Raw genomic sequence first — 23,632 nt, 5'->3', positions numbered from 1 at the left:
TTGTTTATTCTCTCTTTCTCAAAACTTCTTCCATCTGACTGATCACAGCTTTTATTTCATTTATTGCACTGATACTTACGTCCTGGAAATCAAGCTTTTTCACCTTTCCGTATAATTCCGCCTCATAAGCGCTGGCTTTCTCTTCATCTTTATCCTTGTATCGGGCTTTTCCGATCAGCCAGGCACTGGAATCCGCACAGTCCGGATATTCCGTATTTCCCCGGATCAGAAAATCCTCTGAAGCTTCCGTCAATGCTGTTTTCAGTTTTTCTGCTTTATCCAGAAATTCTTCCGTTGTCTGCGGATAATGTTCTTTTATATAGAGGAGATTTTTATGAATACAGGTGGCACTTTTTTCCATTAGTTTCCGTTCTTCCGGATCTTTGAAATTATCATATTCCCCAGGCCGGACTTCCCATCCGCGGATGGATTTGCTTAATTCCATCAGCCAGTATACATGACGGGAAATATCGTCCGGAAACATAAAATACGTAGAAAATTCATGATCGATCATAGGTGCAAGACTTATGATCCCGCCATCTTTATCACAGAGAAATGCTACATTTTCATAATGATAATTCTGGTCTCCCTTCAGGACAGAGATCAGTACCTGCATGGCAAGCTGTTCCGCCATTTCCTGATGCTCCTGCAAAAAATCAGCTTCAAAAATATCTCTATAATCATAAAACATCTGGCAATAGTTTACATAATTATCTATATCTACCTTTTCATCCGGATATTTCCTGAAAAACTCCAGAAGATTCAAAAGGGATTCCCCTTCTTTATAGGCCATGGGTACTGCCGTTCCGTAGTCAAGATATTTTTCATTTACTGCCTCATACCCTTCACAGATGGCCAGTTCATACCTGGGCGCAGGCATAAAATATTCATTAATGATCGTTGACCAGAACACCTCTGCATAAGCATATAGTGGCGTGGAAAATGGTTTGGATTTCGTCAGTGGCTTGAAAATCATATTTCCAGGAAATATGGGGAAATGTTTTTCCCCGCTTACCACGCCTACAGCTTCAGACTTAAGATTTCCGATTCGATTTTTGTATTGATAGTGTCTGACTTTATAATACATAGCAGTCATATCGTATTGCCTTCCCCTTCAATGTATAAGACGGCTCCCGGCCGGCAAGACATTCACTTTTCAGCGGACGCTTGACGATGATCTTATCCGGATTTGCTCTGATAGCTGCATCAAAAAGATCCTTTTCCCCGGAACACGGTGGTTCCAGCTTCTGGATCAATTGAAGTTTCTTGTTGATCAGGCTGGATTTCTGTCTTGCCGGAAACATAGGATCCAGATAGATCACGTCTACAGGATCAAGAAGCTTTGACATACCTTCTACACTGTTTCCCTCGATCACCTTCATACGACCGGCAATATCTTTCAGATCCATATTTTTCTTGGCACGGCGAATGGCATCTTTAAGAAGGGCTGCGATCACCGGATTCTGCTCGTACAGCGTCACCTCATAGCCCTGGGCTGCCAGAAGAAAGGCATCCTCACCCATTCCTGCCGTAGCATCGATGGCCTTCCTTCCCTCCTTATCTGACTTCACCGCCTTCACCAGCATCTCATGCTGAAGTCTGCCTCTGGTAACTCTGTGAAGCATCGTCTCCACAAAATCCCCCTGATAGGTCAGCCCGAAACCGGACAGCGAAACGCCCCTGGAATCAAACCGCACCGTCAGAAAATCTCCCGGCTTATCCTGAAGCTGCGCTCCGGTCCTCCTGCAAAAGGCTTCCGCCATATCTCTCTGTCCGCCCTTTCCAAGACAGACTGCGATTTTATCATTCATTTCCCGATTCTCTCTTTCATGACTCTTTTTCATAAGCTCTTTCATTCTACAATTTTACAAAAAAAATTGCAATTCATCTCAAAAAAAGATGTCCGCAGACGTACCAAAATACGCTGCGGACATCCAATGTCTGATCCATAGTCAGGCGGTTACTTAATGCTTGCTGTCCTAAAACAGAAGATGAAGTCCCATTGCAATGATCCACATATATGCACAGGTCTTTGGGATCATCAGTAATCCGACCTTGGGCTTTGTTTTGCTGAATAAGGTTACCGGAAGATAGCATCCAAAGGAAATGATGATCGCAGCAACCATTCTTGTCATGTGATACCCATTCGCATTTCCGGAGATCGCATACAGAATGATCACACCGATACCGGTAACTGCAAAAACTGCATTTCTCAGGATGGATAATTTCATATTTCCATCATCTGTACACCAGTTATTCTGAGGAAGGAAGCATACCACGATCCTGATGATCGCAGAGATCCAGATCATTGCTTCCACTGCTGCCGGTGCATTCAGCTCCGGGAAGGTAAGCTTCCATACATACAGTAAAATAATATAAAATACAGTCATCGTGATCGAGGATACCTGTAATCCGATTCCCAGCTGTTTCCTGATCCTCTCGCTGCTTCCATGGACAGCTCTGATGATCCTTGGCACCAGATGGAAAGCATCTCCGCCACAAAGTGTCAATGTCAGTACTCCGTAAAGGATAAACAAAGGATTACCCTTCGAAAATACAAAGAAAAGAATTCCTGCGATCAGATCGAATATCAAATATCCTGCGTCAAATATTGCCTCCATTATGTCCGGCATGTTTTTCTTACTATTTTCTCTCATGCTTCCTGCTCCTTTACGATCAATTGTTTATAACAAAAATAATTTCTGGTAAATACCACCCCCGCCAGGGCCAGTGCACAGCCGAGACCGGAATAGAAAAAAGCAACGAAGATATCAGGGAATATTCCCGCTGCCCTGAAACCAATTCCTCCGCTCATCATACATGTCATGATCAGATATGCTTTCAGATCAAAAAAATGCCAGAACGGACGGTGGCTCTCATATCCCAGGATCCTTTTTGTATGCTTTTTGCTCATCTTATAAAACATCATGCCAAACATAAAAAATACAACGACCGAAAACAGATACAGATACCACTTCCGATCGATCACCCGGTATGATAATATCCCAAGTCTGGCAACATTAAATCCGGCAATCAGCCATACAATACCCGCGATCAGCAAAAGAGTCCTTTTCTTTACATGAAATCTCTTTTTCATCATCTCACCTCATATATTTATCCGCATTTTCGCAGATCTTATGAAACACCTCTTTACAAATACGCTTCTCTTCCACTGTCAGGCCGTCCAAAGCGATTTTTGCAAATTCCTTCTGTGCTTTTATTCCATCTTCAATAATCCGGTCTGCCTTATTTAATAAAACGATCTCGATATGCTTCTTATTGTCCGCACTCTGGATCCTTTCGATCAGACCTCTGCTCTCCAGATTTTTCAGAGAAGAGGACACGTGGGATTTCGTCGACTTACGGACTTTAACGATCTCAGCCGCAGTATTATGCTGTGGATTGTTGTGTAAAAACATAAGGATATCATATTCCATATGCGTCAGCTGATATTTCTCACATACACTCCCTGTGACTTTTTCATAACAGCTTGTTATCGTTTTATGCTGATCCCAGAAAAACATAGCCTTCCTCCATATCTTTTCGTTCTATTTAGAACGATTGTATGGCATTGTTCTCTATTTGTCAACTATAAAATATCTTCTTTCACCATTTATATATCTGCCACAAATAAAAGCTGCCGCTTTGCGATCTATCAACCGCTAAAGCGACAGCTTTCTTCTCAGCCGTATATTTATTTTGAATTTCTCTTTCCTTTTCTGACTTTGATCCTGCGGATCATCCTTCGGATCAGAAATACCACAAGCACAATGATCACGATAAAGATCAGACAAATACCTGCGATCATTGCCGAAAACTTATTCGGCTGCTTCACCAGATCAATGATATTTCTGCTGTTCTCCACAACCTTACGTCCATGTGTCGTCTCATAATATTCCGGCACATTGGCAATTCCGTCGCCGTCTGTATCCTCAAAGGACTGCATATATCTTGCGATCGCATCCCAGGCCTTTAATTCCCTGTCATCCTCCATGATCGCCTGATCTTCCAGATTTTCAATAGGATTCCCATCCCTGTCCTTCGGTTCAAGAGACAGCAGTCCATAGGACATTTTCATCACAGAACCAAGCATCTGGCCGGTATACAGATCTGTCACAACATGATACAGCTTGTCATCCTGGATCTCGATCCGCTCTCCGTCTGCCCTGGTGAGATAACAATCTGTCACCTTATTCAGGATCATCCGATGTGGATTGTATGCAAAATTCAATCCACTGCAATATAACCTTGCCGTTGTCATAAAATCCGATACAGAAGCGTCCACCTCCGCTGCCAGCTTCAGCTCTTTTCCGGTCAGGTATGCACTGATCAGCGGATATCCGGCAACACCGTCCTTTCCGATTCCCAGTGAAAAGGAATTAAAAACATCCTCTACTGTGATATCGCCCTTTGTGTATGTATCCCGCACGGTTCCGCTTGGAACAACGGCTACATCAACCGGATCACCATCATAATACTCGGAATTCTCCACTGCATATATGTATGCATCGGACATGATATCACCAAGATTCAACTCTTCGTGCTTCGTGCCCATTTCTTCCAGACTGTTGAATTCAACATCATTTTCAGCAAGAACCTCTTCCCTTGTATAGCCGAAATCGGCAAGATAATTCTTATCCACCGTATCCATCAGGGCATCGATCTGTTCCTGTGTCGCCTGGTCCGGTTTTACATCCTCAGAAACAGGGATCAGCTCATAGGATGTCAGCTCCCACCGTCCGTCCTGTTTCTGTGTCATGGAAAGTGATCCCAGATTTCTTCCGTATTCGCCGCAGGATACGATATATGTGTTCCCATGCTGAATTGCCTCTTTCAGCTCTGTGTGCGTATGTCCGCTGATGATCAAGTCGATATCCGGCACCTCTTTTGCAAGGATCTCATCCTCCGATTTGTTCTCATCCTCCCAGGTTCCTCCATGGGACACACAAGCGATCATATCCACTTTTTCATTTTTTCGGATCTCTTCTACCGTCTGTTTTACGGCCTCAACCGGATCCTTGAACTTTAATTCACAGGTCGGTGCACATTCCAGGGCATCCTTACCGAACACACCGACTACTGCAGCCTTTACATCTCCTTTTTGAACTACTACATAATCCTTCACACCGTAGGCTTCAAATGCCGACCGGATCTGCTTCTGACCATCGCTTAATCCATCCTGCTCCATGTTGTCCCAGTCCACGTTGCACACTACCAGTGCCGGCACTGTCTCACCGGAAGCCTTCGCAGCCTCCAGCATATTTGCCAGTCCCTTTGAACGATAATCATATTCATGATTCCCCAGAGTCGTCACATCATACCCCAGATATCCCAGCATCCGAAGCTCTGCCGCCTCCGTTTCGTATACGGTCTGAATCAGGGTTCCCATGGAAAAATCGCCGCCATCCAGCACCAGGGTGTCCGGATCTTCCTGCTTCTTTTCATCGATCAGAGTTTTGATCCTTGCAAATCCGCCAACTTCTTTTTGCTCTCCATCTACGATGGTTGAAAAGCTGTTCAAATGCGAATGTGTATCATGGCTGAACAAAACATCGATCTGTTTTGCCTCGGCTGCTTCCACCGGGACATTCCATGCAAGAGGAAGCAGCAATGCAGCAATAAGCATGATCGCCAGCAGCTTTGCTGAAATTTTCTTTCGTGTTTTCATAACACTCTCCTTTTGTATATAGTTTTCTTATGCCTTTTTACAAAACCATCAATAATGTTCCCACACCGATCAAAATACATCCCATCATCGATTTTGCTGTGAATTTCTCATGCAAAAAAACAAATGCCAGTACCAGTGTGATCACAACACTCAGCTTGTCTATCGGCACAACCTTGGATGCATCGCCTATCTGCAGAGCACGATAATAGCATAACCACGAAGCACCCGTTGCCAGACCTGAAAGGATCAGAAACAGCCAGCTTTTTTTGCTGATCGCTGCGATCCCGCCCTGGGTATTTGTGAGGAAAACCATTCCCCACGCCATAACCAGCACCACCATCGTTCGAATCGCTGTTGCAAGATTCGAATTAACACCGACAATACCTATCTTGGCCAGTATGGAGGTCAGCGCCGCAAATACAGCAGACAGCAAGGCAAACACAAACCACATAGTAACTCCCCCACTTAAATATAAGATTTTTCTTAACTATCCCAATACAAGTCCATCATATCATTTCCCCTCTGATATGTCACTATTTACAATTTCCTCCGCCGTATATTCCTCTATTTCTGTCTTTGTCACCTGTTTGATATGCTTTTTCTTCAGGCGCAGATATACGAATTCCCGAAAGATAGTATAGAACACGGAAAGCAGCGGAATGAAAACAAGCATACCTACAATTCCCATAAGGTTTCCGCCGATCGTAACTGCTGCAAGAACCCAGATCGACGGGAGTCCTACGGATTCACCCACAACATGAGGATAGATCAGATTTCCCTCGATCTGCTGCAGCACCAGAAATACTATAATAAATAAAATTGCCTGTTTCGGATTTACCATAAAGATCAAAAAGCTTCCCACCGCACACCCGATGAAGGCCCCGAAAATCGGAATCAATGCGGTAAACGCAATCAAAACTCCGATCAAAAGTGCATATGGAATCCTCAAAATACTCAGTATCACAACAAACATACAGCCGAGGATCACAGCTTCCAGACACTGACCTGCAAGAAAATTTGCAAATGTCCGATAAGTCAGAGAACAGACTTTAAGAAAAGCATCTGCCTTTTTCTTTGGGAGAAAGGCAAAAAATACTTTTCGGATCTGCACATGCAGCTTCTCCTTCTGAAAAAGGACATAGCAGGCAAATGAAAAAGCAATAAAAAAGGTTGCCAATCCACTGACTATGGAACCCACTGCTGACATTGTGGTATTCATCATATTTCCTGCACCGTTTCCAAGAAGGCTTATCCCCCACTTGATCGCCTGATCCGGATTAAACTGTACCTGATCTACCAGCTTCATGATTTCCTGGTTATTATGGGAGAATTCCCGGATCCAGCTTTGCATCTGCGGAATAAAATCAGCGATACTCATCATCAGAGTTCCCATTGTCCGCGTAAGCTGCGGGATCACACCAAACATCACCAGTACGATCACGCCAACCGCAAATACGATCGTAAGGAACAGACTTATCGGTCTTGCCAGTTTTGCACCTATCTTATTTTCTTTTTTTACCCTTCCAAAAATTTTCTTTTCCAAAAAGCTCATTGGCACGTTGGTCACAAATGCGATCGCTCCGCCAAGTACAAAAGGAAATGCGATCCCCCATATTGCTTTCAGCACATCGAGCACCACATCAAACTTCCACAGGGCGACCACAAGAAATGCTGTAAACACAATAAGCTCTCGGATTTTTTTTACAGATATTTTACTTATATCCACTATCATTCTCCTCTTTTTCTTAATTTCATGCGTATCCATTTAAGCAGCTGAATGATCGGAAGACTTGCAAACGCATACAGATATACACAGCCAAGCTGCATCAGATCCAACGTCTCTACTTTAAACAGGAGATGAAATCCTGGAACCGTCAGTACAGCGGTAATGAGTACTGCCCCAAGTACAAATGCTCCCTGAAGCCATTTATTATTAAAGAAACGTTTTGTAAAGATAACCGGATGATCCGATTTGCAGTTGAATCCATGGAACAGACGTGCCAGACAAAGTGTTCCGAAGGCATAAGTACTGCCAAGCAGTGCACCATTCTGATGATATCCTGTCAAAAATCCTATCATCGTCATCATACCGATCACCAGTCCTTCCAGACCGATTTTACCAAGAAAATCCTTTGTCAGTATTGACTCGTCTGCTGATCTTGGTTTCTCATTCATCACCTCACTGCTGTGCGGCTCCACGCCTAACGCGATCGCCGGAAGACTGTCTGTCAAAAGATTGATAAACAGCAGATGTACCGGTGCAAAAGGAACCGGAAGTCCTGCAAGGGATGCACAAAGAACTGCCAGGATCGCACCAAAGTTTCCGGACAGAAGAAACTGGATCGCATACTTGATATTCTGATATAAATTTCGTCCGTTTTCCACTGCTTTTACAATTGTTGCAAAATTATCATCTGTAAGCACCATTGCTGCGGCATCCTTTGCGACCTCGGTTCCGGTCACTCCCATTGCAACACCAATATCTGCCTGCTTCAATGCCGGAGCATCATTCACACCGTCTCCGGTCATTGCCACGATCATCCCCTTCTCCTGCCATGCACGGACAATACGGATCTTGTGCTCCGGTGACACTCTTGCATACACAGAAATATTCGGGACAAACTCCTTCAGCTGCTCATCACTCATATTTTCAATATCAGCACCTTCGCAGGCCTCTGACAGATCATGTAGGATCCCGATCCTTTTTGCGATTGCCGCTGCTGTGATCTTATGATCTCCCGTGATCATGACCGGCCGAATCCCCGCTTTTATACATTCTGCAACTGCAGCCTTTGATTCTTCCCTCGGCGGATCCATCATAGCGATCAGGCCAAGAAATACCAGATGGTTCTCATCTTCTGTCGTCAATACATGCTTCTCCGGAATTTCACGATAGGTAAATGCCAGTACCCGTAACCCTTCCATTGAAAATTCCTGATTCTGGCGCCGGATCTTTTCTTTATCTGCTTCTGTGATTTCCCGAACTCCGTCCTTTGTCCAGATCCTGTCTGTCAGCTCCAGAAGCCGGTCAACCGCACCTTTTACGATCATCCGGTTTTCATCATCAATTCTGTGAAGTGTTGACATCATCTTACGGTCACTGTCAAAGGGAAGTTCTCCTTCCCTTGGATAAAGCTTTCTTACACCAGCAGCCTCGATTCCGTACCGGCTGCCCAGATTGATCAATGCCGTTTCCGTCGGATCTCCGATCTCCACTCCATTTTCATTTGTTGAATCATTACATAAAATGCTGTAGTCCAAAAGACATCTCTGCGCCGGATCTGCTACATCAATTGCATCTGCTGTGATTCTTTTTCCATCAATATAATAATCTTCTACTGTCATTTTATTCTGTGTGAGTGTTCCGGTCTTATCCGAACAGATAACAGATACGCTTCCAAGACCTTCCACAGCCTGAAGCTTACGAATGATCGCGTGCTCCTTTGCCATCTTCTGTGTTCCGAAAGAAAGGACGATCGTCACGATGGAGCTTAAAGCTTCCGGAATCGCTGCGACTGCAAGTGCTACTGCAAACATAAATGCACTGCTGATCTTCTCACCGCGGAATACACTGATCGCAAACAGAATTCCGCAAAATATCAGGATCAGAATGGAAAGCTTCTTTCCAAAATCATCCAGATTCGCCTGAAGTGGCGTCTGTTTTTCCGAAGTCGATTTCAGAAGTCCCGCAATCTTTCCAACCTCTGTCTGCATTCCTACATTCGTTACAACCGCTCTGCCACGCCCATATGTGACAAAGCTTCCGGAAAACAGCATATTTGTCCGATCACCAAGCGGTGCTTCCTCCAAAATAATGTCCATACTCTTTTCAACCGCAAGACTTTCTCCGGTAAGGGCACTTTCATCGACCTTAAGGCTTGCATTTTCAATCAATCTTCCATCGGCCGGGATCATATCACCTGCTTCAAGAAGGATCACATCTCCTACAACCAGTTCTCTTGCCGGGAGCTGTACCGCCACACCATCACGTAATACCTTTGCCTCCGGTCCGGAAAGCTTCTTTAAGCTCTGCAGGGACTGCTCAGCCTTTACTGTCTGCACAGTTCCCAAAATCGCATTGATCGTAATAACGATCACGATAACTGCTGCACTTTCCACATCTCCAAGCATACCGGATATCACTGCCGATGCGATCAGGATCAGCACCAGAAAATCCTTATACTGTTCAAAGAAGATCTGCAAAATACTTTTTTTCTTTCCTTCTGCAAGCTCATTCCATCCGCACTTCTCTCTGGACCGTCTGACCTGTTCATCGGTAAGCCCTGATTCCCTGCTTTCCACACGCTCGAGAACTTCTTCTGCTGTCTGCTGATAAATTTCTTTCATTCCCTTTGCCTCCTTTTTTGCAAATATTCACCAACTGTAATTTTTTTATGCAATAAAGGATTTTTTTGATAAAAGGATATAAAAAAAGAAACCCTTATTGCACAACAAAAAATGCAATAAAAGTCTCACCATTTCCCTGCAGCGCCGGATGTTTCCACCGTACTGACGACACTGCAAACGCAGATTTCCAAACGTAGGTTACTCCCCTTTATCAGTTTTAATAGTATAACAGGATCGGTACCTCTGTCAAGATACTTTATAAATCACACCTTGCAAATATGATACTCCGGTAACAGAAAAACTCCCATTTTTTGAATGGAAGTTTTTCTGTTACCCTGAAAGTATTATAGGCCTGCAGCCGTTTTATTACCTTTTAAGATTTATTACTCTGATCAGCCACAATATTTCCCTGTACAACTCTTCCCTGGTCTTTTCCTTTTCTCAGTCCTCGAACTACCTGCACATTTCCAAGAATCAGATAATCCATTTCCCTCTTAGTGACTTTCGCAAAATTTTTCTTTGAAACAAAATAGAAGGTAACTCCCATCAACACCCACACGATCAGTGCTGCAAAGGACTGTGGAGCCATGAATGCTGGAGAACCGGGAACGATCAGGAGCAGCAATATTACAACAGAGATCACGCAGCCGCCCATTGCTACTGCCGGATGGATTTTATTTGTATCTGTATCATCGCCATATTTTTTCAGAAGAATATAAGCACCTGCACAGGTAAAGAAATATCCGAACGCAGTACCTACGGAACACATATCTACAACCCAGCCGATCACTTCTCTACCGAAAAATGGGCAGATACAGCAGATGATCATGGTAAACCCAACACATATGGACGGAGTTTTATGCTCCGGATGAACCTTTTCAAAAGCTGACGGAAGCATTTTTGCTCTTGCCATACCAAATAAAAGACGGCTGGATGTCATAAAAAATCCATTCATACCGGTAAAAATTCCCATGCACACTGCCAGTGCCACAAAGCACACACCAACTTTTCCCATTGCAAGATCAAGAACTGCACCTGTATGCCATTTTACAAGAGTTCCATTCGCATCTGTCATAGTCAGAACCTGCTGCCAGGGAACAACACAATCTGTCACCAGTGCCATTGCACCATAGATCAAAGCACCTACGATCAATGCTGAAATAATCAGCATTTTGCACTTCTGTGGTGGAAAATCATATTCTTCTGCCGCCTGTGGAATACAGTCAAATCCTACATAAAGGAACGGAGCCAATGCCAGGATAGATACAAAACCGCTTCCAAGAGACTTGCCTTCGGCTCCGTATGCCGGCTGCAAGTTTGAAGCATCAAAATGTCCTGTTGCGATCACACCAATGACTGATACAACAACCGCTGCACACATGATAAGGACCATCGCAAGCTGAAGATTTCCTACAGATTTCGCACCTTTGTAATTCATGATCCCGAAAAGTATGATAAAGAACAGGGATAATCCGACTTCACCCATATATACATCATATCCTGCAATTGTATACAGGTAACCTCTGTTAAAGACTCCAGGAAAAATATAGGATGCCAATACCGGAAGTGCCGTTGCATTCAAAGCTACAATAGACAGATATCCAAGCGACAGCATCCATCCGCATATGTACGAAGCAGTTCTTCCAAAGCCTTTATATGCATAGGCAAATTCACCACCCGCTACCGGGAATTTTGCGATCATATAAGAATAGCTGTATCCTACCACGATCATTAAAAGACCGCCTGCCAGAAATCCCAGAAACAGTGGGAGCGGTCCACCTGCACGTTCTGTCCAGAGACCACCCTGTATAAAACATCCCCATCCAATGATGGAACCGACTGCAACTGCCCAGATCGAACCAGGTCCCATGGATTTTTTTAATTTTGTTCTTTTATTTCTTTCACCCATATATATCCTCCTGCTTCATCAATCATATCATTCATCATCATCTTCTCTGGTTTCTTCACTGATCGTATATGCCTCACTGATATCGGAAACAAAAATTTTTCCATCACCATAATGACCATACTGCCCACTCTTTGCACTGTTAATGATAATATCTACAACCTCATCTTTTTCTTTGTCCCCAACAGTAATATACAGCATGTTTTTTGCCATTTCCTGATAAAGGACATCCCCTACCTGAATTCCTTTTTCCTTACCTCTTCCTGAAATTGCCCATTTTGAAAAAGCAAAATATCCTTCCTGCTCCAGTGCTTTGATAACGTCCATCACTTTCTCAGGTCTTACGATTGCTGTGATCAGTTTCATAATCCTTCATCTCCCATCCATAAATACAAAAAGAGCCCAGATACAAAAGTATCCGGACTCCATCGTCTCTTTCTATATTATCATTATTTTTTTCAATATTCAATCAAAATCTTTCACTTTCCGGCCAGATATCGATACATCTCACCCAGCATCTCATCTGTGATCTCCACCGGATTGTTATAAAGGTTCGGATGTCTGCTGATACGAACCAGCTCCGCAATCTGATCATCATCAAGCTCCAGATCCTTCAGATCACACCGCAATCCCATTTTTTTCTTTAATTCAAGAACTGCATCCGCCATCTCTTCTGCATCTTTGAATCCAATCCTTCTGGCAAATTCCTCTACACGTTCACCACCTTCGCCTTTTGCATTGATTCTTATAAAATAATCCAGGGTCAGGCCACACGCCTCGCCATGCGGGATGTGATAAATATTGGTCAATGGAAATGAACACGCATGGGACGAAGTGGTTTTCGGTAAAGTAAACGCCAATCCTGCGATCAAAGATGCTTCGCACATTTTCTCCCTTGCTTCCTCATCATCGGGCTTCCTGTATGCTCTGTAAACATATTTAAATACCAGTTCTGCTGCATGCATCGCAAGTACATCACAGATCGGCTGATGACCTTTGCTCCAATAGCCTTCGATCGCATGGGAAAGAACATCAATTCCTGTTCCTGCCGTAACCTGCGGTGGCATTGTATAAGTAAGTTCCGGATCAATGATAGCTGCTGCCGGATAAAATCCCTCTGATACGATCGGCGCTTTTTTTCCATTTGCATGATCCGAAAGAACTGATACACAGGTCACTTCACTTCCTGTTCCTGCAGTCGTAGGAACTGCGATCAGTGGAAGATGTTTCTCCGGCATTGCTACTCCGGTTCCATGATACTTACGGATGGAATCCGAAGTCAGAGCTACACTGGCAGCTGCTTTAGCACAATCCATGGGACTGCCTCCCCCCAGTGCTACCACAAATCCGATATTTTTCTGCCGGATCACTTCCGCACAGGCATCTACCTCTGCAACGTCCGGGTTTGGAGAAACATCTCCAAAAGAAGCAACGATCATTCCTTCTGACTCTTTTATGACCTTTTCGGCAAGACCGCTTTTAAAGAAAAACGGTCCTGCCACCAGAAGGCCTCTTTCGTAGCCAAGCTCTCTGGCTATTTCTTTGATTTCTTTTACTCTGCCTTTGCCGAAATGAATTTTTACCGGCTGTAGATAATCCCAGTTCATAGGCTACCTCCTGCTTTATCAGTCACAAAATTTTTCATCGACCATTGTAAGCACTTCATCAAGGATCGGGAGATACTCTTCCAGCTCCTCTTTCGTGATGATCAGTGGCGGACAGATTTCAATAAAGTTCTCACGTCCGAAGGTTGCAAAGCCACGTTTCTTTAATTCTGCAAATATCCACGGCATTACCGGTCCGGGTACGCCGTATTCCTGCATCGGTTCTCTGGTTTCTTTATTCTTGACTACTTCAAGTGCACCGAACAAACCGATACATCTTGCTTCACCAATACATTTATGCTTCTTTACCATCTCATCCATAAACGGAGCAACGATCTCATGCATCTCAGCTACATGGCCCTCGATATCGTGTTCTTTATAATATTTCATTGCTGCTACACCAGCCGCACATGCAAGTGTATGTCCACTGTAAGTAAGTCCGCACTGAAGAACATTTTCCTCAAAATACTCCGCAACCTTTTTACTTACAATACATCCGCCCAGCTGTACATAACCACAGGTAACACCTTTTGCAAATGTAATGATATCCGGTTTCATGTCGAAATTCATAAATGCAAACATTTTTCCTGTACGGTAAAATCCTGCCATAACCTCATCACAGATCAGAAGGATTCCATATTTGTCACAAAGTGCACGAACACCTTCCATATATCCGTCTGGAGGAAGAATGACACCGTTTGCACCTACTATAGACTCCATCAGGATCGCTGCCACATTTCCGGGGCCTTCATATCTGAGCTGCAGATCCAGCGCATCCAGATATTTTTTCGTTACCTCTGCATCATCAACTCCTTTTGTATATCCGTCACGATACATCTGAGGGTTCATAAAGTGTACGAACCCATTTGCACCACCGATCTCTGCTGCATATCTTCTCCAGTCACCGGAAGCATTGGATGCTCCAAGTGTAGCTCCATGATAGCTTCTGTAACAGGAAAAGATCTTGGTTCTTCCGGTTACCATACGTGCCATTTTTATAGCATTCTCATTGGATTCTGCTCCACCATTTGTGAAGAAAACTCTCTTGTATGTATCTGCTCCTGCTGCTTCTACAAGCATTTTTGCCAGCATGCTCTTAGGCTCGGATGCATATGCCGGTGCCATGAAGCACATCTTATCAGCCTGTTCCTTGATCGCTTCAACGATCTCCGGAAGCTCATGTCCGAGGTTGGAACACACCAGAAGTGAAGCCATATCTGCATATTTTTTTCCATCATAATCGTAAAAATAAATTCCCTCGGCTCTTTCTACCGGTAAAGTATCTGCTCCTGATCTTGCCCATGACTGCATCACATAATCTTTGTGCATCTGTGCTACTTCTTTTCCTGTTAAACTCATAATAACTTCCTCCTCTTTATCTGTAATTCAGTTTTAAATATTGTTCATTTTTGCGGTAAACAAACTTATTATTTGTTGTAGAATAAGAAAAGCGCCCGGCCCACATTCATTTGTGAACCAGACGCCTTTGTCTTATCTGAGTCATATATTACTCTCGACACTGGCTGTCTGCAATAGACATCTATCCAATTATTTTTGTGCTGCAGCACAATTGTTATTATTCTGCTGCCGCATTTTCCTTTTACATTTCATTCATCTGATATAACAAGAAACCCAGCCTCAGCTGAAAACGCACATCAAAATCAGAAAGATTTTTTCCAAGTATCTCAGCGGCCTTTCCAAGCTTATAATTAATTGTATTTCGATGTACGATCAATTCCTGTGACGCACTTTTGACACTGCAGTCGTTAGCCAGGTAGCACTGAAGTACTCTGACCAGATCTGAGTGGTTCATCTCATCATATTCATACAATGGAGCTACTGTATCTGCCAGATATTCTTTTATTGCTTCCTTATCTGTAAGTGTGAGCAGTACCCTGTAAATCCCAAGATCTTTGTAAAAAATAATCTTTCCGCCATCTGTGCTTTGCTCACCCGGAACCTGACAGACACATAATAGATCAGACATTTTTTCCGCAAACTGATAGCTCTTATAAATCTGCCTGATCCCGGAAATCTGCTTACTTACACTTACAAAAATCTGTTCCTTCTGACATACCATCCTGCATAGTATCTGAAAAATCCTCTCTGTAGTTTTTCTGCATGCTTCATCAGAATAATCACACAGAACCAGAAGGATCTGCTTTTCCTGGGCACAACACAAAATCCCATTATAATTACAGCGGATATGACTGCTCAGTTTAGATAAAATCTGCTCTAGCCTTGTTCCTGTTACACGATCATTGTCTTCCAGAACACACACATTCACAACCGTATATGCACTGTCTGTAAAATACCCTTTTCTCATCAGTGCCGAAACATACAGTTCTTCCTGGGACGGACATAAAAAGGCATTGTTCAGTGCCGTCGCAACCTCAATTGCGTTCTGCTGCTCTTTTGTTATTGCAAAACATATGATCCGCATGATTTCAGCCATTCGAACCCTCCACGGTACTTCAAATACCGGGAATCCCTTTTCATTTGCAAAATCAATAACATCCTGTCCGATCTCACTGATATAAGGCCCTATATTGATCACGATTCCACTGGCTTTGTTTCGCCATACTTCCTTTACCAGACGAAGAAGAGTCAGATTTTCATTCAGTCCCAACCCTGTTGTAAAGGTAAGTTCCTGTCCCTGCAGAAATGCAGAAATCGTGTCGCTGTCTACCATATGAGTCCATGACACTTCATGATCCAGTCCTGTCTCACCTGCTACCAGCTTCATCTCCAGATGCTGTACCTGTTTTATGATCTCACGCAATGTTACTGCCATATTTATACACCTTTCTCCACCGCAGCTTCCTGTGATCAACTGCATCAGACGATCAAAGATACTCCAGATATCAGAAGCAGTATATAAGTCAGATTCAGAAATACCTTCTGAGATACTTTACATACCAGCTTTTTACCTAACCATGTAGCTATAAGTAATGGCAGGATACTGATACAGATCAGTCGAATATCTGCCGTTCCAACCAGGCCGCTCCTGAACTGGGTAACCATCAGAAAAAAATTCAGCACCACCCATACAGGGGCCACTGTCGCACGAAATTCTTCTTTTTCTTTCAGTACCTGTGTTGCATAGATCACAAGTAAAGCCCCTCCTGATACAAACATACCATGAATTATCCCTGCCAGGATCAGAACTATCCACAAAATGAGATCCGGAAGTTTTTTCTCTGTATGGATGCACAGATTCTTTAATGCAACTACGACGATTATGATTCCATATATTGTCAGAAGAATATTTTCAGATTTCACGATCCGGCAGATCTGTATCCCTGCAAACATTCCAACCAACATGACCGCAGACATCTTAAGCAATTCTTTCCATTTTATATGTCGATATCCGGTCACTGCGATCATCAGTCCGGACAGCCAGGCCATAACATTCAGGACCACCTTTGCATGATCCAGCCCAAGCAAATAAACGGAAGGCGGCATCGCCAATACCGTACCGGCAAACCCTGTGATAGCCTGAATAACATTAGAAACAAACAATACAAGCAAAAATAACAATTCTTTCATAGAGCATTCTTCCTTTTCTGTATTATCTGTTTACCGCACACTCTTTATCACTGCTGATAAAATAAAAAGACGCTTTGCAATAATGACTGCAAAACGTCTTTGTTTTTCTACACTCTCGATTTTAGCACGCTAAAAAGCAAAAGTCAACAGTTGCCTTTCTCCATTACCTTGACACATTCTTTTGTATTATTATTTTTTGCTATTTTTCTTAATGACAGCTATGGCTTCCACATCCATGCTCGCCACATGTATGTCCTTCCCCGTGGCTGTGCTCGTGATGAGAACATTTCACATCCGGATTATACTCCAGTGTTTCATTGATAAAAGCTTCTACTGCTTCATCCGCATCTCCGGAAACTCCTCCGAAAAGCTTAATGCCGGCTGCCGCTAACGCTGTCTGTGCGCCGCCTCCGATTCCGCCACAGATCAAAACATCTGCATTCAATGCTTTAAGAACTCCTGCCAATGCACCATGTCCGCTTCCATTCGTATCTACTACTTCTGAATGTACTACTTTTCCTTCCTCTACATCGTAAATCTTAAATGTCTCTGTGTGTCCAAAGTGCTGGAAAATCTGTCCATTTTCATACGTTACTGCTATTCTCATGATACCTTCTCCTTTTTCCGCTGCATATTTTTGATGAAGCTCCTGCTTGTAACATCCTCCAAGCCCACAGTTACTGCTCTGACCATCACAGATTTTGAAATCTCCACCTTCAATTTTAAGCGGATATCCATCAATGAGTGCATCTGCTATTTTCTTCCTGGCAATCTCATAAATTCGTTGAACAGTTGTTCTTGCGACTTGCATAGATTCTGCACACTGCTCCTGACTATAACCTTTCTTGTCCAAAAGACGGATGGTTTCATACTCATCTACCGTCAGAACAATAGGTGTTTTTTTCTCAGTATCATCTGCCGGAAAGAATTCTAAAACATTGGGGAAATGGCAAACTTTTCTGCATTTTACTGGTCTCGGCATAAACTGCTCCTTTCTCGCTTTTCTTATATAATAGTTCTATAAAAGGCATATGTCAATAATATTTTTGACATATGTCCATATAGCTCAGCTAATAGTATTATATACAGCATAAACTTCTCCTCACGACACATATATTTCGATGTTTTTCCGCAAATCAACTATTGATAATGGAATAGAAAAAACAGTCTGTCATAACAGAAATTAATCCCATCAAAACAGACTGTTCTTTTTCCTTTACAAATATTACATTAATGAGGTTCCTGCCTCATGCTCATAGAATCTCTTTATTATCTCCTGCACCGGTTTCTCACATATTTCATAGCTGTCGTCCTTCCATGCCTCGGAAGCAGAAGGCAGCTTCGGTGCCCACTCCCATAAAGCAAAGCCACAAAGCCATGGTCGTTTCTTATAGGCCTCAAACATTGCACGATACCATTCACACTGTTCTTCCAGGCGAAGTTCTCCCTGCAATTAAATGTCAAAAGGCAGTGCGAAAAAATAATTGCAATTATTCAAACTCTTTATGACCCAAACATCACTTAACTTATTTTATTTAAGTTTCGGTCGAGTATGGGGCATATTTATATATCAATTACACTATTTATTTTGACCTACTGAATGGTTGTTGCCAAACTGTTGCCATGGGAATATTATAACTTGATGATACCTGAATGACAAGTTAATTTTCATTTTTTGCAACTACAAATTCTCTCCTCCCTCAATATCGTCGCTTTCAAACATATTCCTGTGGTATGATTCATTTTCATCATCTTCAAAATCATCAAAATCAAACAAAACCGATCTATTTCCAATCAATGCCAATAATTCCTTACGCTCTTTTCTTTTCTTTATGTCTTCCATTTCTTCATACAGCTCGTCTACATAATCTATCAACCAATTATTGACTTTTCCCTCACATAAATCAGCTAAATAATCATTTACTAGTGCATCATCCATTTCCAAAGATTCCATATCATTCAGTAATCTAAAAGCACCAGACTCTCGCTTATTCTTATACATATAGAGCAGTAGCTCTTTTATTGAATTTTGTTCAATAACCATCTGCTCATAAAAAGATCTTCTTTGAGTTGATAAAAAGACTCTTGCAGCATTTGAATACGAGTCAATCTCATATGTATACGTATTAATATCTCTTGCCTTATGTTCTATTAATTCAAAATAATATCTAGCCAATTTTCCCAATTCATTTATGTAAAAACGTTTGAATGCATCAAACTGGATCAAAGCACATGGCTCATCAAAATTAAATTTTCCATTTTGTTTTTTCAAAAAACTAATAAATAACTTTCTCAACTCACTACTATTTTTTCCCGGTATATAATTTGCATATCGGTAATTATTATAATAATTAGAAAAAACTCCCAAAAGACTTCTTCCATTTTTTGAAAGTTGTTCTGTAGTATATTTCTCAATTTCTTTTTCTAATTCATGATGGTTATGTTCTACAAGGCACTTTGGAACAGATTCCTTATCAGTTGGATTTTGTAGAACAAGACACAAATAAATTTTTTGTAACCGTTCTATACCAACTGCTCCGGTATACAATATGATATTAATCTCATATTGATTATTTAATCCAGTTATCGACATTGTTTTCTTTGCTGATTCATATATAAATTCTCCAGAAATCTCTAACTCGCGTCCCATGTTAATACTTTTGAAATCCCATATTTCATCTACCAACATCTCATCACCACCTTTATTATCATCTTATATTCAAAGATATCTTTCAAAAAAATCCTGTATTCTCTTCTTTGTGTATTTATCCTCAACCTCTTTTAATATGTATATCGACAATTCATTTAGCGAACGTGTAAGTGCTACATAAAGTTTATTCTTTGTTTTATTCGTCTCTGTATTATTGTTAAATAAATGTGCTGCCAAGTCATTTGTGAGAATGAATAAACACTTCTCACCCTCCATTCCCTTTATGTAGTCTATAGATTTTACAAAAATCTTATCTTCTTGTTTTATTGGGCTTTCATCTTCAAAAAGATTTATGATGATGCCATATCTTCTTGAATCTATTTTTTCCCAATTGCTCAGTAATGTCATTGCATCTTTTTTCTCTCTAGTACTCCTGTACTTTTCAATCATCTTCCCTGCATAATAATACGCTACTTTTTTAACTGTCTGAGCATCTTTGGTTGGATGATTCTCAAACAGCAATGGTTCAAGCTCTTCCGCTAAATTCTCTCTTATGTTATTCTTCTTGTAGTCGTGTGTTTCATACACCCCTTGCTTCTGGGATATATACATCAAATCATATTTTTGTCTTTCAATTAATGTGTGGCAATCAATTTCACTTTCATAATATACTGATAATTGACCGGAGTCCTTTTCAGATTTCTGCTTTTCATTTTTATCTACCAAACGATTTGACAGTTCTAAATGTAATTGCGGACATCTATGACATTCTGATATATATCTAACATTTTGTTCGTATATAGACATAAGATTTCTTAAGCATTTAAATCCTTTTAAATCCTGCTTCGGATCTCCCATCAGTATCATTGGGATTTCCATTCCACTTAATTCTTCTATAATTTCTTGCATATGCTTATCTATGTCCTGTACTTCATCTATACAGATTGCACCACAATATTTTACAATTGCATTTTTAATTATTTGTCTCCCATCTTTTATATTTTTTGTATCCTTTGATTTTTTACACAATACCCATTTAGCATGTTCAGGAATTACTGTTTGATGAAGTACATTCATATCATCAAGTCTTTTAATCTTTGCATTTTTATACTTTGCGTCTTGTGGTAATTCTGCAATAGAAATTTTTTCATATTTCTTTCCATAAAGTAAATGATAATATGGCTTTATTATTTCCCTATACAAAAACGAATGAATCGTACTCACTATTATGTTTTCCGGAATTTGTACATAATGTTCGCACAGCTTTCTACGAATACAATCTACGGCACTATTAGTAAATGCAACGCAAAATATTTTCTTTTCCGCATCAATTTGATTACGAAGAAGTATTATTTTATCAGACATCTTTGTAGTCTTTCCTGCTCCTGCACCTGCTATATTTATTTCCACTTTATAACACCTCTTCTGACTCTTGTGAAAGAAAATCTATAACATCTTGGATATGTTTTGGCATTTGAAAACCTTCTAATTCTCCACTAGCTAAATCTTTACAAATCGTAAACATATCAGTTGCTTTTGCATTTTTCCACGCTTCTGTAAGCTGCTCAGCTGTCATATCATTCCAACCAAAAACATCTCCATATTTGTTCTTCAATATCTTATAGTTGTCACCCGTATTTACAATTTCCGGTTCTAAAGTATAATACTCGGTTGTTCTAACACATATTTCCTTATCATCATTATATTTATCATGTTGCTTCTTAGCGTTAGGTTGATTATCATAATCACGAACAATGCCCAATTTATTGCCAGAACCTTCATTGACTTTTTTCCAAATATTCATTATTTTTTTAAACCCTTTATGAAATGACAGCACTTCAATGTCACTTAATGTTTCTTTTGAGTCAATATAAGAACGAATTAATAATTCTTCCGATATTCCCTCAAACAAAATACATTTCTTAGAGAAAAATAGTTTAAAAAGATCCAAATTAGGGTTCTTTGCTAAATATGCAAAATCTTCATCCTCTAATTCATCTGCAAATGAGTAAGCTTTTCCATTATGTAAAACCACCACATTTTTTAAATTCATCTTGTTAATGAATTCAGTACTATGTGTGGAATAAAACAACTGCACAGTTTTATTCTTATCCGTAAATGCTTTTAAAAAACTTACCATCAATCTTGTATTATTAATACACAAATGAGCTTCCGGTTCTTCTATCGTTAAAACATCCAGAGCAATATCTGTTTCCTTTCCAAGCAGTGAATTAATCAGCACAAACAGCAATACTAAGTTACGATATCCCAATCCTTGCATTGACAATTCTTCTTCTGAATATCCCAACCTTACACTACTTAAAATAGATTGCATTGGTGGCATATTAGGCAGAATGTTAATGTGCGAAAAAAACTTCTTTGCACCCTTTAGCTCAGATGTTTCTTGCCAGTTAATTATATCATTAATATCACTAATTTCTTTTAGTGCCTCAAAGAAATGACTATATTCTTTTTCTATTTTCAATTTATCCTGATCAGAAAGTCTATCTTTCAATAAATCAACCAAAAATTTTGAGCCCAACTGATTCTTAGTTTTTGAAAAATCATCTCTTTCTGCCTCAAGAGCCTCGTACTTGAACATTCTCAATGTATCATATGGCACATTGCTACCATCCGAAACTTTTATTGAATAATTATAATATTCTACTGGTAAGAGATTCATTTTAACCTCTTTTAAATTTGCATCGTTAATTTCAGTCTGAGATACAACTTCTTTTACCACTCTGAATATGTCTGCGCAATTCTTAGGAGCGAACTCATATTTTATTCCATATTGAATTTCTCCATCTTCGATTGCATACGACATATCCTTAACATAATATTCCTCTGCACCACTTGCCTGAATATTCACTTCAACACTTACTGTCGGTAAAAATTCTGCAAATTGCTCAACAGTAATCTCATCATTCCTAATTTTATTTTGATTCAGAATAATTTTCTTATAATAGCATTTCTTAGTTTCATTGTTTATATCAATCCATGATAATTTCTTACTGATATGTGTATTATCATCAGTCAAAAAAGGAAGCGTGATTGCTTTTAAAAAGTTGCTTTTACCACTATTATTTTCCCCTATAATTGCTACTGTTTCTGCTAAACCTATATCTATATCCCTTAAATTTCTATAATTGCGTATTTTAACATGTGTAATCTTCAAATCTTCACTTCCTTTTTTACAATACAGCTGTCAATTGTTAGTAGATATAATTTAAATAATGACTTCTCCAATTATTTTCTGCACTTTTTCCGACTGTATCAACATCCTCATCTTCTCATTCCCATCCTCAATCTTCGGCTTACCACACCTCCGATTATCTGGATGTTCCGACACACAGCAATCCTTATACCAACACTCGCCCATAAGCGCCCCCTTAACGGACCACTTCTCGTTTTGTGTAAATTCACCCACCAATGATTTCATCACACGCTCTGTAGAGTATCTCTTAAAACCTGCCAAGTACTGTAATGTCTTCACATCATCAATCTTTGACAAGTTGATTCTATGATCCTCAATTGCTGATAAAACCTCTTCACGGATCTTGATTTTATCTGTCTTTCCAGTGCCTGTCCATGCCACCAGCTTATCAAAAGCAAGAATCAGGTATTCAAAACAAATCATATTCAGAATGATAATCTTCCCTTCTGCCTTATCTGCTATTGATTTCAATATACGATACTTGTTACGAATATCCTGATTATCAACCACATAATCAAATGCAATATAATACTTATCGTCCTCTTTCATGTCAATATCTGACAACGCATCCAATAAGCCTTGATTGCTTCCCTTGCTTTCGATTACAAATGCATCATCAAAGAAAAGTTGATTAACCAATTCCCAGAAGTGAAGTCCTGCGCCGGTATCTTCCGTCCATAAATATTTCATA

The 23,632-nt window shown here is 40.8% G+C and carries 21 protein-coding genes; all 21 read right to left on the bottom strand.

Going from position 1 to position 23,632, the window contains the following annotated elements; genetic code table 11:
- Positions 1–4: 4 nt before the first annotated feature.
- Positions 5–1,096: a hypothetical protein gene (locus tag CCC17_RS08075; RefSeq protein ID WP_287082900.1), complete on the bottom strand. Its 1,092-nt coding sequence runs from the start codon at positions 1,094–1,096 to the stop codon at positions 5–7.
- Positions 1,077–1,811: a class I SAM-dependent methyltransferase gene (locus tag CCC17_RS08070; protein WP_044962204.1), complete on the bottom strand. Its 735-nt coding sequence runs from the start codon at positions 1,809–1,811 to the stop codon at positions 1,077–1,079. Before CCC17_RS08070 ends, CCC17_RS08075 begins: the two co-directional genes overlap by 20 nt.
- 168 nt (positions 1,812–1,979) lie before the next feature.
- Complete coding sequence (locus CCC17_RS08065) at positions 1,980–2,657, bottom strand: hypothetical protein (protein WP_015525498.1); 678 nt, start codon at positions 2,655–2,657, stop codon at positions 1,980–1,982.
- Entirely contained in the window at positions 2,654–3,100 is a 447-nt protein-coding gene (locus CCC17_RS08060) for a hypothetical protein (protein WP_330577303.1), read from the bottom strand. Before CCC17_RS08060 ends, CCC17_RS08065 begins: the two co-directional genes overlap by 4 nt.
- Position 3,101: 1 nt before the next feature.
- On the bottom strand, positions 3,102–3,524 hold the full coding sequence (locus tag CCC17_RS08055) for a MarR family winged helix-turn-helix transcriptional regulator (RefSeq protein WP_015525496.1): 423 nt from the start codon (positions 3,522–3,524) through the stop codon (positions 3,102–3,104).
- 170 nt (positions 3,525–3,694) lie between these two features.
- Positions 3,695–5,668 carry a bifunctional metallophosphatase/5'-nucleotidase gene (locus CCC17_RS08050; RefSeq protein ID WP_015525495.1) on the bottom strand — a complete coding sequence of 658 codons (1,974 nt, stop codon included), beginning with the start codon at positions 5,666–5,668 and terminating at the stop codon, positions 3,695–3,697.
- A gap of 37 nt (positions 5,669–5,705) precedes the next feature.
- A complete protein-coding gene (locus CCC17_RS08045; RefSeq protein WP_015525494.1) occupies positions 5,706–6,119 on the bottom strand; it encodes an EamA family transporter in 414 nt (137 codons plus the stop codon).
- A 60-nt stretch (positions 6,120–6,179) separates the two neighbouring features.
- The gene (locus CCC17_RS08040) at positions 6,180–7,394 is read right to left on the bottom strand and encodes an AI-2E family transporter (RefSeq protein WP_287082899.1); all 1,215 of its coding nucleotides are present in this window, start codon (positions 7,392–7,394) and stop codon (positions 6,180–6,182) included.
- A gap of 2 nt (positions 7,395–7,396) precedes the next feature.
- Entirely contained in the window at positions 7,397–10,015 is a 2,619-nt protein-coding gene (locus CCC17_RS08035; RefSeq protein ID WP_287082898.1) for a cation-translocating P-type ATPase, read from the bottom strand.
- Between the two features lie 373 nt (positions 10,016–10,388).
- The gene (locus tag CCC17_RS08030) at positions 10,389–11,924 is read right to left on the bottom strand and encodes an APC family permease (RefSeq protein WP_118368510.1); all 1,536 of its coding nucleotides are present in this window, start codon (positions 11,922–11,924) and stop codon (positions 10,389–10,391) included.
- Positions 11,925–11,951: 27 nt separating this feature from the next.
- Positions 11,952–12,287: a P-II family nitrogen regulator gene (locus CCC17_RS08025; protein ID WP_015525489.1), complete on the bottom strand. Its 336-nt coding sequence runs from the start codon at positions 12,285–12,287 to the stop codon at positions 11,952–11,954.
- Positions 12,288–12,400: 113 nt separating this feature from the next.
- Positions 12,401–13,528 carry an iron-containing alcohol dehydrogenase family protein gene (locus CCC17_RS08020; RefSeq protein ID WP_287082896.1) on the bottom strand — a complete coding sequence of 376 codons (1,128 nt, stop codon included), beginning with the start codon at positions 13,526–13,528 and terminating at the stop codon, positions 12,401–12,403.
- An 18-nt stretch (positions 13,529–13,546) separates the two neighbouring features.
- A complete protein-coding gene (locus tag CCC17_RS08015) occupies positions 13,547–14,884 on the bottom strand; it encodes an aminotransferase class III-fold pyridoxal phosphate-dependent enzyme (RefSeq protein WP_015525486.1) in 1,338 nt (445 codons plus the stop codon).
- 241 nt (positions 14,885–15,125) lie between these two features.
- Positions 15,126–16,319, bottom strand: a complete 1,194-nt coding sequence (locus CCC17_RS08010; protein WP_287082894.1) for a PucR family transcriptional regulator — start codon at positions 16,317–16,319, stop codon at positions 15,126–15,128.
- Between the two features lie 44 nt (positions 16,320–16,363).
- Entirely contained in the window at positions 16,364–17,074 is a 711-nt protein-coding gene (locus CCC17_RS08005; protein WP_287082893.1) for a sulfite exporter TauE/SafE family protein, read from the bottom strand.
- A gap of 208 nt (positions 17,075–17,282) precedes the next feature.
- Entirely contained in the window at positions 17,283–18,056 is a 774-nt protein-coding gene (locus CCC17_RS08000; RefSeq protein WP_287082892.1) for a NifB/NifX family molybdenum-iron cluster-binding protein, read from the bottom strand.
- A gap of 243 nt (positions 18,057–18,299) precedes the next feature.
- Complete coding sequence (locus CCC17_RS07995) at positions 18,300–18,527, bottom strand: glycoside hydrolase family 113 (RefSeq protein ID WP_287082890.1); 228 nt, start codon at positions 18,525–18,527, stop codon at positions 18,300–18,302.
- A 228-nt stretch (positions 18,528–18,755) separates the two neighbouring features.
- Positions 18,756–19,763, bottom strand: a complete 1,008-nt coding sequence (locus CCC17_RS07990; protein ID WP_178834025.1) for a hypothetical protein — start codon at positions 19,761–19,763, stop codon at positions 18,756–18,758.
- A 30-nt stretch (positions 19,764–19,793) separates the two neighbouring features.
- Positions 19,794–21,134, bottom strand: a complete 1,341-nt coding sequence (locus tag CCC17_RS07985) for a UvrD-helicase domain-containing protein (RefSeq protein WP_178834028.1) — start codon at positions 21,132–21,134, stop codon at positions 19,794–19,796.
- 1 nt (position 21,135) lies between these two features.
- Positions 21,136–22,902: an ATP-dependent nuclease gene (locus CCC17_RS07980; RefSeq protein ID WP_178834031.1), complete on the bottom strand. Its 1,767-nt coding sequence runs from the start codon at positions 22,900–22,902 to the stop codon at positions 21,136–21,138.
- Positions 22,903–22,953: 51 nt separating this feature from the next.
- Positions 22,954–23,631, bottom strand: a complete 678-nt coding sequence (locus CCC17_RS07975; RefSeq protein ID WP_287082889.1) for a hypothetical protein — start codon at positions 23,629–23,631, stop codon at positions 22,954–22,956.
- Between the last annotated feature and the right edge of the window lies 1 nt (position 23,632).

Source organism: Blautia sp. LMAG:36 (assembly GCF_008680535.1).
GTDB classification, from domain to species: Bacteria; Bacillota; Clostridia; order Lachnospirales; family Lachnospiraceae; genus Blautia_A; species Blautia_A fusiformis.
The sequence above is the reverse complement of the archived record's forward strand: the minus strand, read 5'-3'. Positions and strand labels throughout refer to the sequence as shown.

Excerpts from the sequence above, each read along its gene's own strand:
- CCC17_RS08075 (WP_287082900.1), bottom strand. The coding sequence starts at position 1,096 with ATGACTGCTATGTATTATAAAGTCAGACACTATCAATACAAAAATCGA.
- CCC17_RS08070 (WP_044962204.1), bottom strand. The coding sequence starts at position 1,811 with ATGAATGATAAAATCGCAGTCTGTCTTGGAAAGGGCGGACAGAGAGAT.
- CCC17_RS08065 (WP_015525498.1), bottom strand. The coding sequence starts at position 2,657 with ATGAGAGAAAATAGTAAGAAAAACATGCCGGACATAATGGAGGCAATA.
- CCC17_RS08060 (WP_330577303.1), bottom strand. The coding sequence starts at position 3,100 with ATGATGAAAAAGAGATTTCATGTAAAGAAAAGGACTCTTTTGCTGATC.
- CCC17_RS08055 (WP_015525496.1), bottom strand. The coding sequence starts at position 3,524 with ATGTTTTTCTGGGATCAGCATAAAACGATAACAAGCTGTTATGAAAAA.
- CCC17_RS08050 (WP_015525495.1), bottom strand. The coding sequence starts at position 5,668 with ATGAAAACACGAAAGAAAATTTCAGCAAAGCTGCTGGCGATCATGCTT.
- CCC17_RS08045 (WP_015525494.1), bottom strand. The coding sequence starts at position 6,119 with ATGTGGTTTGTGTTTGCCTTGCTGTCTGCTGTATTTGCGGCGCTGACC.
- CCC17_RS08035 (WP_287082898.1), bottom strand. The coding sequence starts at position 10,015 with ATGAAAGAAATTTATCAGCAGACAGCAGAAGAAGTTCTCGAGCGTGTG.
- CCC17_RS08030 (WP_118368510.1), bottom strand. The coding sequence starts at position 11,924 with ATGGGTGAAAGAAATAAAAGAACAAAATTAAAAAAATCCATGGGACCT.
- CCC17_RS08025 (WP_015525489.1), bottom strand. The coding sequence starts at position 12,287 with ATGAAACTGATCACAGCAATCGTAAGACCTGAGAAAGTGATGGACGTT.
- CCC17_RS08020 (WP_287082896.1), bottom strand. The coding sequence starts at position 13,528 with ATGAACTGGGATTATCTACAGCCGGTAAAAATTCATTTCGGCAAAGGC.
- CCC17_RS08015 (WP_015525486.1), bottom strand. The coding sequence starts at position 14,884 with ATGAGTTTAACAGGAAAAGAAGTAGCACAGATGCACAAAGATTATGTG.
- CCC17_RS08010 (WP_287082894.1), bottom strand. The coding sequence starts at position 16,319 with ATGGCAGTAACATTGCGTGAGATCATAAAACAGGTACAGCATCTGGAG.
- CCC17_RS08005 (WP_287082893.1), bottom strand. The coding sequence starts at position 17,074 with ATGAAAGAATTGTTATTTTTGCTTGTATTGTTTGTTTCTAATGTTATT.
- CCC17_RS08000 (WP_287082892.1), bottom strand. The coding sequence starts at position 18,056 with ATGCCGAGACCAGTAAAATGCAGAAAAGTTTGCCATTTCCCCAATGTT.
- CCC17_RS07990 (WP_178834025.1), bottom strand. The coding sequence starts at position 19,763 with ATGTTGGTAGATGAAATATGGGATTTCAAAAGTATTAACATGGGACGC.
- CCC17_RS07975 (WP_287082889.1), bottom strand. The coding sequence starts at position 23,631 with ATGAAATATTTATGGACGGAAGATACCGGCGCAGGACTTCACTTCTGG.